Source organism: Rhodospira trueperi (assembly GCF_900101965.1).
Classification (GTDB): Bacteria; Pseudomonadota; Alphaproteobacteria; order Rhodospirillales; family Rhodospirillaceae; genus Rhodospira; species Rhodospira trueperi.
The window spans coordinates 170480-185400 of record NZ_FNAP01000009.1; the positions used below are offsets into that span (position 1 = coordinate 170480).

At 65.6% G+C, this 14921-nt stretch carries 13 protein-coding genes and 1 CRISPR repeat array; of the genes, 10 read left to right on the plus strand and 3 right to left on the minus strand.

Going from position 1 to position 14921, the window contains the following annotated elements:
* The first annotated feature begins 53 nt into the window (after nt 1–53).
* A complete protein-coding gene (locus BLS85_RS12870) occupies nt 54–3590 on the plus strand; it encodes an ABC transporter ATP-binding protein (protein ID WP_092786916.1) in 3537 nt (1178 codons plus the stop codon).
* A 45-nt stretch (nt 3591–3635) separates the two neighbouring features.
* On the opposite strand, the gene BLS85_RS12875 is transcribed toward BLS85_RS12870, so the two are convergent.
* A complete protein-coding gene (locus BLS85_RS12875) occupies nt 3636–3839 on the minus strand; it encodes a helix-turn-helix domain-containing protein (RefSeq protein ID WP_092786918.1) in 204 nt (67 codons plus the stop codon).
* 498 nt (nt 3840–4337) lie between these two features.
* Between BLS85_RS12875 and BLS85_RS12880 the strand changes: the two genes are divergently transcribed.
* From BLS85_RS12880 to BLS85_RS12900, 6 genes are read left to right on the plus strand one after another with little or no spacing between them, the layout of a single operon-like run.
* A complete protein-coding gene (locus tag BLS85_RS12880; RefSeq protein ID WP_092786920.1) occupies nt 4338–4697 on the plus strand; it encodes a DUF134 domain-containing protein in 360 nt (119 codons plus the stop codon).
* A complete protein-coding gene (locus BLS85_RS19795; protein ID WP_218128415.1) occupies nt 4690–4953 on the plus strand; it encodes a DUF5320 family protein in 264 nt (87 codons plus the stop codon). Before BLS85_RS12880 ends, BLS85_RS19795 begins: the two co-directional genes overlap by 8 nt.
* Nucleotides 4954–4976: 23 nt before the next feature.
* On the plus strand, nt 4977–5315 hold the full coding sequence (locus BLS85_RS12885) for a NifB/NifX family molybdenum-iron cluster-binding protein (RefSeq protein WP_092786922.1): 339 nt from the start codon (nt 4977–4979) through the stop codon (nt 5313–5315).
* The gene (locus BLS85_RS12890; RefSeq protein ID WP_092786924.1) at nt 5312–6145 is read left to right on the plus strand and encodes a nucleotide-binding protein; all 834 of its coding nucleotides are present in this window, start codon (nt 5312–5314) and stop codon (nt 6143–6145) included. Before BLS85_RS12885 ends, BLS85_RS12890 begins: the two co-directional genes overlap by 4 nt.
* Nucleotides 6142–7017: an ATP-binding protein gene (locus BLS85_RS12895; protein ID WP_092786926.1), complete on the plus strand. Its 876-nt coding sequence runs from the start codon at nt 6142–6144 to the stop codon at nt 7015–7017. The genes BLS85_RS12890 and BLS85_RS12895 overlap by 4 nt, the downstream gene beginning before the upstream one ends.
* 2 nt (nt 7018–7019) lie before the next feature.
* Nucleotides 7020–7358, plus strand: coding sequence for a NifB/NifX family molybdenum-iron cluster-binding protein (locus tag BLS85_RS12900; protein WP_092786928.1), 339 nt, complete (start codon nt 7020–7022; stop codon nt 7356–7358).
* A gap of 380 nt (nt 7359–7738) precedes the next feature.
* On the opposite strand, the gene BLS85_RS19140 is transcribed toward BLS85_RS12900, so the two are convergent.
* Together BLS85_RS19140 and BLS85_RS12910 are read right to left on the minus strand one after the other, a co-directional pair.
* The gene (locus BLS85_RS19140) at nt 7739–8308 is read right to left on the minus strand and encodes an IS630 family transposase (RefSeq protein ID WP_245699220.1); all 570 of its coding nucleotides are present in this window, start codon (nt 8306–8308) and stop codon (nt 7739–7741) included.
* Complete coding sequence (locus BLS85_RS12910; RefSeq protein ID WP_176793708.1) at nt 8293–8805, minus strand: winged helix-turn-helix domain-containing protein; 513 nt, start codon at nt 8803–8805, stop codon at nt 8293–8295. The genes BLS85_RS19140 and BLS85_RS12910 overlap by 16 nt, the downstream gene beginning before the upstream one ends.
* Before the next feature lie 98 nt (nt 8806–8903).
* Here BLS85_RS12910 and BLS85_RS19800 point away from each other — a divergent pair, with 98 nt between their 5' ends.
* From BLS85_RS19800 to BLS85_RS12925, 3 genes are all read left to right on the plus strand, one after another.
* Nucleotides 8904–9035 carry a helix-turn-helix domain-containing protein gene (locus BLS85_RS19800; protein WP_425438484.1) on the plus strand — a complete coding sequence of 44 codons (132 nt, stop codon included), beginning with the start codon at nt 8904–8906 and terminating at the stop codon, nt 9033–9035.
* Nucleotides 9036–9190: 155 nt separating this feature from the next.
* Entirely contained in the window at nt 9191–12211 is a 3021-nt protein-coding gene (locus tag BLS85_RS12920; RefSeq protein WP_143027187.1) for a hypothetical protein, read from the plus strand.
* Nucleotides 12212–12486: 275 nt separating this feature from the next.
* A CRISPR array of direct repeats spans nt 12487–12890; the repeat unit is 37 nt; unit sequence GGTGATCACCCTTCCGCTTGTTCACGCGGACTGAAAC.
* A gap of 175 nt (nt 12891–13065) precedes the next feature.
* Nucleotides 13066–14892, plus strand: coding sequence for a Cas10/Cmr2 second palm domain-containing protein (locus BLS85_RS12925; RefSeq protein ID WP_218128417.1), 1827 nt, complete (start codon nt 13066–13068; stop codon nt 14890–14892).
* Nucleotides 14893–14921 lie beyond the last annotated feature (29 nt).

The window sequence follows — 14921 nt, forward strand, 5'->3', positions numbered from 1 at the left end:
CCGATTTCAAACGATCTCCTCCCCCCTCCCGCAGAGTTCGGAAGGATCCCGCCATGTTGCGCACCCTCGCGCCGCAGCGCTGGCTGCTGTTGTTGTCCGTGGCATCGGCCGTCCTCGGGATGGCCTGCGGCCTGGCCCCGTTCTACGCCGCCTATCGCATGGTGCTGGCGGTCGGAGACGGCTCCCTGACTCTTCCGGACACCCTCTTCTGGACCTTTGTGATCGTGGGCGCCGTCGTCGCCAAGGCGGCCCTGATGATGGCGTCCACCTATCTATCGCACGTGGCCGCGTTCGGCCTCCTGCATGAGTTCCGGCGCCGCCTGATCGCCCGCTTCAACGACCTGCCACTGGGGTTCTTCTCGGCCCATCCGGCCGGAACGCTGAAGAAAACGGTGGCCGAGGACGTGGAACAGATCGAGGAGGCGATCGCCCATGCCATCCCGGACCTGTCGGCGGGGGTCGCGGTGCCGCTGCTCACGGCGGCCTTCCTGGCCATCATCGACTGGCGGCTGGCGCTGGCCGCCATCGCCCTATTCCCGCTGCTGCTGGCCCTGTATCCGCTGACCCTGCGCCTGACCAAGCCGCACAGCGCGGCGCACTTCCTGGCACTGACCCGCCTGAAGAGCGTGACCATTGAATACGTGCAGGGGATGAAGGTGATCCGCGCGTTCCTGCGCTCGGAAGCCCATTACACGGAGTTGAAAGAGGCCATCGACACCGTCGCCAGCGTCGGCGAACGCTACAGCACCGCAGCCCTGGTGCCGATGAGCCTGATCTACGCCGGGCTGCGCGGCAACATCCTGGTGCTGCTGCCGGTCGGCGGGGCGCTGCTGCTGGCCGGGTCGATCGATGCGGCGACCTTCGCCCTGTTCCTGATGATGGGCATGGGCATCAACGCCTCCGCCATGAAGCTGCTGTTCGCGGGCGGCACGTTCTACTGGCGAATCAAGATGGCGGCGGCCAGCATCGAGACCATCCTGGGCGCCGATCCGCTGCCGGTCTCGGACGATCCGAAAACACCGGCCGGCGCCGCCGTGCGGTTCGAGGGCGTGGACTTCGCCTACGCCGACCGGCCCGTGCTGCGTGCCGTCGACTTCACCGCCGAGGAGGGGCGCTTCACCGCCATCGTCGGGCCGTCCGGGTCCGGCAAGACCACCATCGCCCGCCTCATCGCCCGGTTCTGGGACGTGAACGGTGGCCGCGTCACGCTGGGCGGCGTCGATGTGCGCGACATCGCGCCGGACGACCTGATGGGCCGGCTCGCGCTGGTGCTTCAGGACGCGTGGCTGCTGAACGACACGGTGCGAGCCAACATCCGCGCCGGCCGGCCGGACGCCACCCCGGAGGAGATCGAGGACGCGGCGCGTCGCGCCCGCGTGCTCGATTTCGTGGACGACCTGCCGCAGGGGCTCGACACGCCGGTCGGCGAAGGCGGCCGGCAGCTCTCCGGCGGACAGCGCCAGCGCGTGGCCATCGCCCGCGCCATCCTGAAGGCCGCCCCCGTGGTCATCCTGGACGAGGCCACCGCCGCCCTGGACCCGGAGAACGAAGCCCTGATCCTGGAGGCCCTGCAGGAGCTGGCCCGCGACCGGACCGTCATTGCCATCGCCCACCGCCTGGAGACCATCCGCGCCGCCGACCGGATCCTATACCTGGAGGCGGGTCAGGTGCGGGCGCAAGGCGATCACGACACCCTGATGGACGACTGCCCGGAGTACGCCCAGCTTTGGCGCCAGTACGAGGCCGTGGCGTCTTGGCAGCTTCCCACCGAAGAGGGGCAGGCCCTGGCGGCCCGGCCCGACGCCGCCGTGCCGCCCCTGGAGCCGTCCGCGTCTGTCGCCCCCGAGACGCCGGACGCCGAGGCCCCGGCCGGCCCCTCGTTGTCGCGGTTGACTCCGCTGGCGCTGTTCCTGGCTCTGGCCGGCCCCATGAAGCGCACTCTGATGCGGCGGGCGTTGCCCCTGCTGTTCGTCGAGAGCATGTTCATGGGCACACCGGTGTTCGTGACCTTCGTGGCCCTGCACGACGCCTTCGCGGGCGTCCTGTCCCCGGGACGGCTGGCGCTGTACACCGGCGTGGTCCTGGCCTGCCTGGCCATTCAGGCCGTCGTCAACGTCAAGGCCAACCGCACGCTGTGGTGCGTGCAGACCGGCGCCGTCGCGGCCCTGCAACGCCGCATCGGCGCCCATTTGCGTCGGGTGCCCCTGGGCGAGATCCTGTCGCGCAACACCGCCGTGATCGAGGCCGCCATCACCCAGCATGCCACCGAGACCAACTTCGTTGTCCCGCCGTCCCAGGTCATGCGGGCGCTGGTCGGCCCGGCCGTAGCCTTCGCCATCCTGGCGGCGATCGACTGGCGGCTCACGCTGGCACTGGCGGGCACCCTGCCGCTGTTCGCCCTGACCGTGGCCTGGGGCGACCGCCGTTACCGGGCCGTGTGGCAGGATCTGGTAGTCTCTCTGGAGGCCTTCGGCAGCCGGCTGCTGGACTACATCCAGGGCATGGCAACGATCCGCTCCCTGGGGCTGGGCGGCGACCGGTTCACCGCGCTGTCCGAGGCGCTAGAGCGCCACCGCCGGGTAAGCATCGCAACGGTGGCGCGCCTGACCCCGGCCGTCGGCACCGGCTGGGCGGTGTTGGACGCCGCCTTCGCCCTCGTCGTGCTGGTCGGTGGCACCCTGATGGTCCAGGGCGACATGGGGCCGGATCGCTTCCTGCTGTTCCTGGTGTTCGGCGTGGCGTTCTTGGGGCCCATCGGCGATGCCTTCGATCTGGTGGCCTACGGCCGCCTCCTGGAACGGTCCATGCGCCGGGTAGGGGCGATCCTCGACCTGCCCGTGCTGCCAGAACCGACAACGCCCCGCCTGCCGGCTTCCCTGGACATTTCCTTCGACCACGTCAGCTTTTCCTACGGCGACCGTCCGGCCTTGCGGGACGTGTCCTTCACCCTCGAAGGGGGGCGTGTCCACGCCCTGGTCGGTCCGTCGGGATCGGGCAAGAGCACCGCGCTCAGCCTCATCGCGCGGTTGTGGGACGTGGACGCCGGCCACATCCGCATCGGCGGGGCCGACCTGCGCGACATCCCCACGCCCGCGCGCGAGCGGCTCGTCTCGATCGTCTTCCAGGACACGGTGCTGTTCAACGACACGATCACGGCCAACCTGCGCCTCGCCAAACCCGACGCCACCGATGGGGAGTTGGTCGCCGCCGCCAAGGCCGCGCGCTGCCACGACGTCATCATGGCCCTGGAGCATGGGTACGACACGGTGGTCGGAGAGGGCGGCGGCACGCTCTCCAGCGGCGAGCGGCAGCGCATCGCCATCGCCCGCGCGATCCTCAAGGACGCGCCCATCCTGCTGCTCGACGAAGCCACGGCGTCGCTCGACCCGGACAACGAGTACGAGGTCCGCGCCGCGTTGGCCGAGGCTTGCCGGGGCAAGACCGTGGTGATCGTCGCCCACCGCCCCAACACCATCGTCAGTGCCGACCGGGTGGTGGTATTCGACAGCGGTCGCGTGGTCGAGACCGTGTCGGGCTTCACCGACCCCGCGTCGTTGCGCGCCGTTCTGGACCGGCGAACACAGCGGTGATCGATCCGATCGGGTCCACCGGTGCGCCGGTTCAGACGCGTCGCCTCAATCATCTCCGCTGCACCGCTTCGCCCAATCGCACGGTGAGGCGCCCGCGTGGTCCCTGAACGCCTTGCTGAAATGGCTCAGGCTGGAATACCCGACTGCGTAGGCCGTCTCCGTCATGCTCCGGCCGCTCCCCAGCATGGCCATGGCGGCGGCAAGCCGGACGGCCCGCAGGTGCGCGTGGACGGACGTCCCGATCAGCATGAAAGGGAATGTACCTGCGCCGCAGAGTTGTTGTTCAATGCGATCCGGCCCCAGTTTTCCTGGACACCCATTTGTCTGGAAACCGGCGTGACCGCCGACCTTCGGATCGGAGCCGAACTGACCTTGTCGCCGACAAGGGTGTCATTGAATTTCACCTTCTAACGCCGAAAGACGCCGCTCCGATTGGGGGTATTTAGCCAAGCCGCCTCACACTTGATCCTGACCCGTCAGGGCCAAGACCGGCTGGCATGGAGCGTCCATCCAGGAGGCCATGTTCAGCCCCTCGCGCGCACGACACCCCATTTTTCCGGGCTGACCGGGCCTAACCCGAACTGAATCCCCCCCTTGAGCGGTTGAGATCGTGCGGCGCCCCATAGCCGGAGTCCCGGTTTCGACGCCGCATGTTATGCACATATGTGCAAAAATTTCCCTTCAACTTTGACCGAATCGGGCGTACGGTTATGGGCGTACGTTCATAACGGAGGAGGCCGCTCGACCATGCCAAGGCCGAGAAAACGGCGCCACATCAGGATTGATCCCGTGGTCCGCTTCTATAAGCCGCAGGGTGTTCCCATGCGTCAGCTTCGCGTCATCACCATCAAGGATGAAGAGCTCGAGGCCCTGTCCCTGGCTGATGCCAAGGGGCTCGATCAGGAAGAGGCCGCCGCCTTCATGAACATCTCGCGCTCGACGTTTTCACGCATTCTGGCGCGGGCGCGTCACGCCGTCGCGATGGCGTTGACGCAAGGCGCTGCGCTCGAAATCAGGGGCGGGGATTTTCACCTCGTCCTGGATGAAGACGAAGAGCGGACACCACCTGAAAACACGAAAGGCACACACAATGCCATCAATGGATAGAACAGGCCCCTTCGGAACAGGACCGGTTGGTCGCGGCCGAGGGTCCTGCCAGCAGGCGGACGATGCCGGGTTCGCGGGCCGCGGGCGCGGCCGGAGCGGTCGCCGGGGCGGTTTCGGCAATGGCCGCGGCGGTTTTCGCGGCACCGGATCGGCGACGGCTCAACTGACATCGACAAAAGAAGCCGAGCAGATCGAGCAACAAATCTCTGTACTGCAGACGCGCCTGAACCGGCTGCAGGACAAAAGCGGCGACTAAAGCCGCACAAAGGAGTGGATACCGTGAAAATCGCCTTCACAACAACCGGCCCTGATTTGGCCTCCGCCGTGGATCCGCGTTTTGGCCGAGCGGCGCATTTCCTGATCTTCGATACAGAGACGGACGACGCTGTCCTCATCGATAACGACGGGACCGTCGCCGCACAGGGCGCCGGGATCAAGGCCGCGGAAACCATCGTCAGGGCCGGCGCAACGGTTCTGATCACGGGCGAATGCGGACCGAAGGCAACGGGCGCTTTGCATGCTGCCGGCACGAAAATCTATTCCGCCAAATCCATGTCCGTGTCCGAAGCGCTGGCCGCTTTCCGCGCGGGCCGTCTTACGGAACTCACTGCGGCATGAAAATCGTCGTCGCATCAGGAAAAGGCGGGACAGGAAAAACAACCGTATCGGTCAACCTCGCGCTGGCGGCGGATCGCGATGTCTGCCTTCTGGATTGCGACGTGGAGGCGCCGAACGCCCATCTTTTCCTCGACGGCTCCGTGCGGAGTCAGCGGGACGTCACGGTCCTCATTCCCGAAGTCGACGAAACGCGTTGCGACGGCTGCGCCGAATGCAGCACGTTTTGTGCGTATAACGCCATCGTATCCTTTGGCACGGTCCCGCTTGTCGCGCCGGACCTGTGCCATGGGTGCGGTGGATGCAAGCGCGTTTGCCCGACAAAGGCCATTCGGGAAGTCCCGAAGCGCATCGGCGTCGTCGAGACTTTGCAGGACGGTGCCATTACCCTCGTGCAGGGCCAACTCGACATCGGCGTCACGCTGACGCCGACGCTGATCCGCGCGGTCAAGGACCACATGCAAGGTGATCTCGTGATCATCGACGCGCCCCCCGGAACCTCTTGCCCGGTCATCACCACGTTGCACGGCGCCGACTTCGTCGTGCTCGTGACGGAGCCGACGCCATTCGGCCTCAACGACTTGAAACTTGCCGTGGAGGCCGTGCGGGACCTGGGGCTTCGTTTTGGCGTCGCAATAAACCGCGCGACGGAAGACGACACCTTCGTGCGCCCTTATCTGCGGGAAGAAAACATCGCCCTTCTGGCGGAAATTCCCGACAACCGGCGGATCGCCGAGGCTTACGCGCAGGGGCGCCCGATTCTCGATGTCATGCCGGATTACAAACCCCTTTTTGCCGGCCTGTTGCGGACGGTGTGCGAGGCTGGCGCATGAAGGAAATCGTCATCATCAGCGGCAAGGGCGGCACCGGTAAGACCAGCGTCACCGCGAGTTTCGCTCTCCTTGCCGAAAACGCCGTTGTCGCGGACTGCGACGTCGATGCCGCCGATCTGCACCTCATTCTGACGCCGACGGTCAGGCAGCGGTATGACTTCTGGAGCGGCCACGAGGCCGTGATCCATCAGGACTCATGCACTCCGCATGGCGTTTGCTTCAACCTTTGCCGGTTCGATGCCATCGAGCGAAAGGGCGATCGATATGTCGTCGATCCGGCCAGTTGCGAAGGCTGCGGCGTCTGCGCTCGGTTCTGCCCGAGACAGGCCATCGAAATGAAGGCGCGCTTGTGCGGCGCCTGGATGGTGTCGGAGACCCGCGCCGGGCCGATGGTGCATGCCAGGCTGGGAGTCGCGGCGGAGAACTCGGGCAAGCTGGTTTCGACCGTTCGGCGGGAAGCCAAAAGGGTGGCCGAGGAAACCCGACGGACCCTCATCCTGCTGGATGGCCCGCCGGGGATCGGCTGTCCGGTGATTGCCGCCATTTCAGGCGCGTCGGCGGTCGTGATCGTGACCGAGCCGTCGATGTCTGGGGCGCACGATCTGATGCGCACGTTGGATCTGGCCCGGCACTTCAAGATTCCGGCTTATGCGTGCGTCAACAAATGGGACATCAGTCCCGACATGACGGAGGAGATCGAGCACAAGGCCGCGGCGGCCGGCGCCATCGTCCTGGGACGTATCCGCTATGACCGCGGCGTTGTTGACGCCCAGAAGCAGGTCAAATCCGTGATGGAAACCGACGCGCCCTGTGCCGGAGACATCAAGGCTATCTGGAACACTCTGCAACACCATATGGAACATGGAGCCTGATCATGCTGATCGCCATTCCGCTTGACGAGGGAAAGCTCTCACCGCACTTCGGCCACTGCAAAAGCTTCGCGCTGGTCGAGACGGATGCGGCGCACGCCGTGACCTCGCGACGCGACGCCGATGCGCCGCCGCACGAACCCGGCCTGCTGCCGAAATGGCTGTCCGAACAGGGGGTGGACCTCGTCATTTGCGGCAGCATGGGGCCGCGAGCACAGGACCTCTTTGCGCAATACGGCATCGCCGTCACGACCGGCGCGCCGGTTGACGATCCCGAGCACCTCGTCGCCACCCATTTCCAGGGAACCATGGAAAAAACAGCCAGCGATTGCCATCATCAATAAGTGCGTTGCCTGCGACGTTAGGCACCACAAAGGCTCTGGGCCGTAAACCCATAAACGGGGTGGTCAGCCCAGGTCGCCTTTGGCTGTGTTCGAGATGTCCGCAAACGCGCGTTCGACCTGTATTGGCCCTGCTCCAAAACGGTGGACACCTCGGTTAAGCTCCCCCGAGAGCGGAGAGGTGGACGACGACGAACAAAACCCGACGACCCTTCACGGACGAATTCAAGCAAGAGTCGGTGGCGCCGCTGGAGAGCAAACGGCCGGCCTTTGAGCCAGATCGCGGCCGAGTTGGGCACCCAGGGCAGCCAGATCTCCTTGTGGCGGGTAGTAGTGGAATTTGGGTCAGTGCGAAACGAGCACGCCTGCTTATACCGCCCGACCTATGAAATGACCTTTCTGACCCAAGGCTGGAGGCACAAGGATTGGATGCGCTCGGGATCATCTACGAGTGCGTTCCAGGCATCGCAGCAGGCCTTGATGATGGCCTCCTTGTCCGGCCAGACTTGGAGGGAGAGGAAGCGCTCCCTGAGGAACAGCCAGACGCGTTCGACAGGATTGCACTCCGGGGAATACGGGGGCTGATGAACGAGGGTCATGTTTTCAGGCACCCGCAAGGACCTCGCAGCGTGCCAGCCGGCGCCATCGAGGACCATCACGGCATGCTCGTCGTCGGCCAGCATTTTGGAAAAATCATCCAGGAAGCGTTGCATGACCTTGGTGGAGACGGTCGGCATGACCAGGGCAAAGGCGTCACCGGTGATGGGATCGATGGCGGCGAACAGATAGGTCCAGTCGAAGCGCTGATCGCACAGACCTGGGGGGCGCTGGCCCATGATCCACCACCGATGACACAGGCGGCCCTTCTGACCGACGCGGGCTTCGTCCTGGAAAAACAGGCGGATCCGCTTGTCCGGATGGTCCCGGGCAGCCGTGGTCAGGGCGTCGCGCAGGTCTTTTTTTTGAACTGCTGCTGGGCCTTGACGTCCGCCCGAGGGTGAACCTGGCGGGCCTTCTGGCGCGACAGACCCATGCGGCGCAGAAGTCGCCCGACGCTGTCCGGGTGCATGGTCTTGCCGAACCGTTCGGAAATCCACACCGCCAGCGCCTCGCAGGTCCAGGTGCAGACGCCGTCCACCGCCGGGTCCGGCCCCCGGTAGACGACATCCGCAAGAACGGCCTGTTCCGCTTCCGTCAGCCATTCCGGCCGGTGGCCCTTTGGCCGGTCGAAGAGCCCGTCAACACCCTCCGCATTGTAGCGCAGCACCGCGTCCCGCAGCGCCTGACGCTCCAGCCCGGCCAGACGCGCCGCCTCCGCTCGGTTCAACCCGTCCAGCGCATTGGCAATGGCATACGCCCGCAACGCCGCTCGCCCGTTTCCACACCGCCGGGCCCAGCCCCGCAACGCTGTCGCGCTCAGGTCTTCGGATATCTTGAGTGTCTTTGGCATGTCGCACCCCATATCATGCGACTCTACCGAATCACATCCAGGGCGACTTGGGAATCCCCCTTTGAGTCAGATCAGGCGTCGGACGGTATCAGTCCCTGCTGCTCGATGAACGGCGGTCGATCACGGAGATTGCCCTTGAAGGGGGGTACTCCAGCCACGGCCATTTCACGGGTGCGTTCCGGAAGGCGACCGGTACGACGCCAACGCGGTTCAGGCGAGACCTGCTGTGAAGGGCGGCGCCGGAAGAGACCCGGTCCGTTGTGTGGCTCCAGAGATCATGGTAGTTCCGCATCAGAGTATCATGGAACCGGCACCACCCTTGGGCGCCGCTCGGGCGGCGGTGAAATGGGGAACGTTGTTCTGAAGCACGGGGGCCAGACTAAAGATGCCTGAAGAAATGCACACCGACTGCACCTCGACTTGCTCCGATCCTGAAGTTCCAACCCATTCGGTGGTCCTGCCGCTCAACGATCTGGAGACGCTGACGATCCTGCGCTTGCTCGAACGCCTCGAAAAATCCTCCCGCCGCACAGGCATTCGCCCCAAGGGGCACCCGCTGACCGTCGGCTGGGGCGGACGCGCGGTGATGACCGATGCCAAGATTAAGGCCCTGGCCGATACCGTGATCCTGGTCGAGATCCCCGACGGGGATCTGGTGCGTCGCATCGAGCGGACGGGCCGAACCGTGACGATCGTCGACCACCACATCTATGCCGACGCGGCTCACCAAGCCATCGATCGTCGTTCCAGGTTGTCGTCGCTGGAGCAAGTCATGCGCCATCTGGATGTCCGCCCGGTGGACCTGGAGCCCGACTTCGCGGTTCACTGCCGGCTTGTGGCCGCGAACGATCGCGGCTTCATCCCGCACCTGGCCAAGGAACTGGAAGGGCACGACGCCCGGATCGCGGACATCCGCGCCCGGGATCTGACCATCGCCCGCGTGGCGTCGGACGCCCCGGCCGACCTCGACCTCTCGACGTTCGACCCGGCGGCGGATCCCTGGCGGAGCGAATGCGAGGCGACCCGAACCGCCATCGACGATGCCAAGACTGCGCTGTCCGAAGCCTTGGGCAACGGCGAGGCGCGGATGCTCGACACGGGCGGTGTGCCGACGAAGGCCGCTGCCCCGCGCCTGCTGCTGGCCCGGGTGCCGGACACTCACCGCTTCGTCATGGCCGACGCCGCCGCCTGGTTCTTCAAGGAAACGCAAGGCCACGACCTGAAAGAGCCGCTGGAGATGCTGCTGGTCTTCCACGCAGCCGATGACAAGGCGCGAATCACCCAGGTGGAATTCTCTGGCGCACCGGACCGCGCCGACCAGATCGCGCAGTGGTTCGATCCCCAGGTTCGCCGCGAATGGCCTGACGGAGCGGACCGCCTCGTCACCTATGCCGGCGGCACCGGCACTTATTTCGGCGCCAAGGATCCGCTTGGCGGGGACTCAGAGGCGCTGTCGAAACTAGTCGATGTGCTGCTGGGCGATCTGCTGACCGGCACCCGCCCGGTCACGGCGTGGCGCACCAGTTTTGTCCAGGCGCTCAGCATCGGTGATCCGCTGGACAGTAAGGCTCCGCCACCGCCCGGGGAGGAGGACGTGCCGCAGAAGCCTCCCCCGGCGGCGCTCAAGACACGGATCCTCGATCACCTGTCGGACCGGCGCGCGGCGGCGCCCGAGGCGGTGAAACCCGTCGCCTTCGATGACCAGGAGGCGCACTACTTCCTGCCCCATCTGCGCGACCTGCTGGCCTGGCGGCCCGACCCCGGCGCCACGCCGGACGCGGCATGGGAGGCGGCGCGGACACAGATAGAGGCCGGCCGCGCCCTGATCTCTCTGGCGCTGGCCGTGCCTTCGTTGTCGTTCAGAATCGAGTGGCCGGAGAACTCGACGCACCTGGTTGTGAAGGTGGAAGAGGTACGGCTTCACTTTGCTTATAACGACGTTCTACTGATCGAGTGGACGGTGGGTGAGCAGGTTCCGGAGTTCGGGGCGCATTCCAGCCTGTCCTGGAAAGACCTGCTGAAGGCATCCCACCCGGCGCTGCATCGACCGCTGGGGCAGGTGATCGAGGCCAACGCGAAACTGCGCTTCACCCATTGCGCCATGATCCTGGGATCGGACGAACACACCAGCATCACCCTGAACCGAGGCGGCACGGCGCTGGGAACCCTGGTTCACGGCGAAGCCATCGACACCGATCCTTTCACCGGCTGGTTCAAGCCGTTCCTGCAGGAGGTGCTCGGACTGGAGGACACGGACCTGTGCCAGGATGGCTGCCTGCCGAAAGACAAGCCCCAGGCCCGCCTGTTGTTCGATGACCGCGCCCGCGTCGTCACCTCGGTCGTGGCGCACGGCGCGCAGCCATGCAGCCCAAGGGGCAAGGCGGATTTCGATGTCATGCTGGCACGGCTGACCACCGTGGACGGCCACGGCACCGCGCACACCTGCGATCCCGCCGCCGCTGTCAAGGAAGTCGAGGACGGGCGCTACAACCGCTACCGGTCCTGGGGGTCCTGGTACACGGCCACCTCCCACAGCTTCGCCTTCCTCGGCTTCGACGGCTTCTTCCCGCGCGACATCATCCACCGCCTTCACATGAACACCATGTACCGGCGCATGGCCATCCTGGCGCAGGCCAACGTGGCGATTCTGGGCTCGTTCTCGCTGGAGGTCGGCGACGCCCTGCGGTTCGCGGACGAGTCAAACGCCACACCGGCCAAACGGAACAAGGCCCTGACGCGCTATTACCGTCACCTGCACTGGGCCCAACTGGAGTTCACCAACCACATCTGGTTCGATCGGGTCACCAGCCAGATCCAGGGCATCGAGCTGTTTGACCTGATGAACCGCCGCACCGAATGCCGCCGCGACTATGATCTGGTCCGCGACGAGATCGAGCAGATGCAGGGCTTCCTGAAGGCGGAGCAGGACAAACAGGAGGACCGCAACACCAAAGAGGAGGAACGGCTCGAACGCACCCTGGCGGCCATCGGTCTGCCCTTCGTGCTGCTGTTCGCCTTCCTGGGCAGCCAGCAGATCAAGGCGCACTTTTTCCTCTGGCCGCTGCTGGAATGGGGGACCGAGGCCCTCGGGGGTGACCCGGCCTATACCTGGGCGCTGGCAAGCGTCGCCGCCGGAATTGTGGCCGTTGTGGTCGCCATGGCCGTCAGTCCGAAGTTCTTCGAGGACCTGCCATGGTTCAGCGACAGGCTCAAGGATCAGCCCGAGGCGCAGAAGTCCTGGCGGCGGCGGGCGCGAAACGCCATCCTGATCGGAACGGTGGGGACGTTCCTGCTCGGCTTCGGGATGCAATACACTGGCCGGATCATGGCGCCGGAGACTGAGTCGGGTTCAAGCGCGGGGCAGACCGATCCGGGTGCTCCGCCGACGCCGGAGGACGGCGGTTAGCCCTGTCCGACCGCGATGTCGTGGCGGACCGACCCGAACCGGCGCCGGACCTCGGTGTGACGCAAAAAAAATGCCGCCAGATCAAGGTGTTCGTTGGGAACTGGCGAAATGGGGACATCAGTGGAAAAGGTGAAACCCATTGAGAGAATTGATGAATTGGCGCCGAGACATGCAGAAATTCAATCCTGGGATGCAGAAAGCCGCCTTACGCACCTCGCATCAGTGGAACGTAGGGGGTGAATTTCGGCCTTGCGCAAACCCTTGCGAGGGGGTAGGGTGAACACCCCTCCGCTTATCCACGCGGACTGAAACTTGAGCAGGTCCCGAACTGCCTGGTCTTCGGGAAGGTGAACACCCCTCCGCTTATCCACGCGGACTGAAACTCCGAAGAAATGCGACCACGCTTCCGTGAACTGGATATTCACCAGGGTGAACACCCCTCCGCTTATCCACGCGGACTGAAACACGCTTACTCCATTACGGCGTCACGTCCAGCAGCGGGTGATCACCCTTCCGCTTGTTCACGCGGACTGAAACCTACGTATGGCTGTACCCAGCCGCGTGGCGGTGGTGATCACCCTTCCGCTTGTTCACGCGGACTGAAACGGTACCAAAGGTACCCGAGGGCGCCCGCCGCCAGCAGGTGATCACCCTTCCGCTTGTTCACGCGGACTGAAACGCGGCCTCCGTCATCCGCCGTGCCATTTCGGCCGGTAAACACCCTTCCGCTGATCCACGCGGGCGCACCGCTTTATCCCGGCATGATCGCACCGAATGCGCGTTTCCACCCCTTGTCTGGGCCGGACGCCCGGGCTACCGTTCCTGGATGAGGCCCATGGTTGCATCCGGGGGGCATGATGGGGGCATGGCTATGCCGCGTCGAGGGCGTGAACTTCAACACAACGGTGTTCGACACCAATGACCTGTCCACGGTGCGCGGCGCATCGCTGGGCTTGCTGCACCTTGACCGAGCGGTGACGGCGGCTCTGCCGGAAGCCCAAGGGGTGTTCTCCGGTGCGTCCCAATGCGCGGTCGTCGTGGACCGGGAGGGTGACGAGGCCACAGTCGCCAGGGAGCTGCGCGAGACCATCAACGCGGTGCTGACCGACCGGACGCCCGTGTGGATGGGTATGGACAAGAAAGCCGAGACCGCGCCCCCCTTCCCGGCCCTGACGACCGTCATCGACGTCGTACCGCTGGAGAACAGGGACAAGGAGACGGTCGCCACTGCCCTGGACCTCGCCGAGGCCCGCAACCGGACCCGCCAATTCCGGCAATGGACCCTTGACCCCCTGGAGGTTTCAACGGACGGCAAGGACGTCGGGGCGTTCGAGCACGGTCGTCCCGGTACCGTCGAGGTTCCTCTGCCCGAGGGAAAGGGTAGGCCCCGGGTGCTGACCGGGGACGAAGACGACACCCTAACGGACCCCGAGAATGAGAAAGCCACCACCAAGAGGCTGTCATTCGCCGTGGCCGCCAAACGGGCATACGGACGGACCGCGCGGCAGGACTTCTATCTCGATGAACTCGGCGCGGACGGACGGGCGCTGCTGGGCACGGGCAAGGACCGCCTTGGGTTCGTGGACAGCCTGGAGGACATGCCCCACGCCGACTGGACCAAGTCCCCGCTGAAGGCCATGCCGCAATCCGTGCGCAACAAGATCGCGGTGGTCTATGCCGACGGCAACGGCTTCGGCCGCATCCGGGAACAGGTGGGTGTCGAGGCGTTCTCAACGGAGCTCGCCGCGCTGCGGAAGACCCTGCTGAAAACCATCATTACGTGGTTCGTCGGTCACGCGCGGGGCGCGCAATACCACGATCTGTTCCTGCTGAAACACAAGCGCAACGGACACGACCGAAGCGGCCTGCGCCTGGAAACCCTGATGTGGGGCGGCGACGAACTGCTGTTCGCCATGCCGGCGTGGCTGGCGCTGCCCTTCGCCGCCGGGCTTCACGCGGCGACGAAGGACTGGGCGATCGGCGGTCAGCCCCTGAGCCACGCCGTTGGCATCACCGTGGCCCATCACAAGACGCCAATTCGTCAGCTCACCCGCCTCGCGCACGAGGCAGCGGACGGGGCCAAGGCTGCCGGCCTGAAGGACCACACGACCGTCACCGTGGATGTCTTCGAAAGCCTGGCGCCGCCGGATGCCGAAAACGGGCTGGACCGCGCCCGCGACCGCCTGTTCGGCGCGCCCGATCCGTCCACGGGCGAGGCCGCAGTGGGAGAGATGGAGCGCGCTTGCCTGCTGGCCATGCCGGGGGATGCGCTGGCGACATTCATCTCCGGCCTTGCCTCGGAGAAACAGAAGGATGAAGACGCGGCGCTGCCCCGCTCCCAGATGTACGCGGCCTTGCGCGCCGCGCGCGCGGAGACACCCTGTCTGGCCGATGACGCGGCAGCAGCAGCCGTGCGCGACGCCCTGGACACCTACGCCGGGCGCATGGGCAAGGGCGCCCTTGATGATGTGTTCCCGGCCAGACTCCGCCCGCCGTCCGTTGCTGAGCGACCTCTCGGCCTGGACCTCGCGCTGGTCACCGAACTGTGGGACTACATCCATCCGGGCGGACTGGACATTCCTCCCATGACGGTGACGGAGAACCGGGAGTGCGGCCCAGGGCAACGGGCTCAGGTTAACGGCCGAGGGCTGATTTCAGTGGCGAACGGGATTCGAGGGTGATTCAACAGGCGTCTGCCCCCCAGAACCGG

What these genes read in the sequence shown, in the direction of transcription:
- BLS85_RS12870 (WP_092786916.1), top strand. Translation starts at nt 54, where the DNA reads ATGTTGCGCACCCTCGCGCCGCAGCGCTGGCTGCTGTTGTTGTCCGTG.
- BLS85_RS12900 (WP_092786928.1), top strand. Translation starts at nt 7,020, where the DNA reads ATGCTGATCGCCATTCCGCTTGACGAGGGAAAGCTCTCACCGCACTTC.
- BLS85_RS12875 (WP_092786918.1), bottom strand. Translation starts at nt 3,839, where the DNA reads ATGCTGATCGGGACGTCCGTCCACGCGCACCTGCGGGCCGTCCGGCTT.
- BLS85_RS12920 (WP_143027187.1), top strand. Translation starts at nt 9,191, where the DNA reads ATGCCTGAAGAAATGCACACCGACTGCACCTCGACTTGCTCCGATCCT.
- BLS85_RS12890 (WP_092786924.1), top strand. Translation starts at nt 5,312, where the DNA reads ATGAAAATCGTCGTCGCATCAGGAAAAGGCGGGACAGGAAAAACAACC.
- BLS85_RS12910 (WP_176793708.1), bottom strand. Translation starts at nt 8,805, where the DNA reads ATGCCAAAGACACTCAAGATATCCGAAGACCTGAGCGCGACAGCGTTG.
- BLS85_RS12895 (WP_092786926.1), top strand. Translation starts at nt 6,142, where the DNA reads ATGAAGGAAATCGTCATCATCAGCGGCAAGGGCGGCACCGGTAAGACC.
- BLS85_RS12880 (WP_092786920.1), top strand. Translation starts at nt 4,338, where the DNA reads ATGCCAAGGCCGAGAAAACGGCGCCACATCAGGATTGATCCCGTGGTC.
- BLS85_RS19795 (WP_218128415.1), top strand. Translation starts at nt 4,690, where the DNA reads ATGGATAGAACAGGCCCCTTCGGAACAGGACCGGTTGGTCGCGGCCGA.
- BLS85_RS12925 (WP_218128417.1), top strand. Translation starts at nt 13,066, where the DNA reads ATGATGGGGGCATGGCTATGCCGCGTCGAGGGCGTGAACTTCAACACA.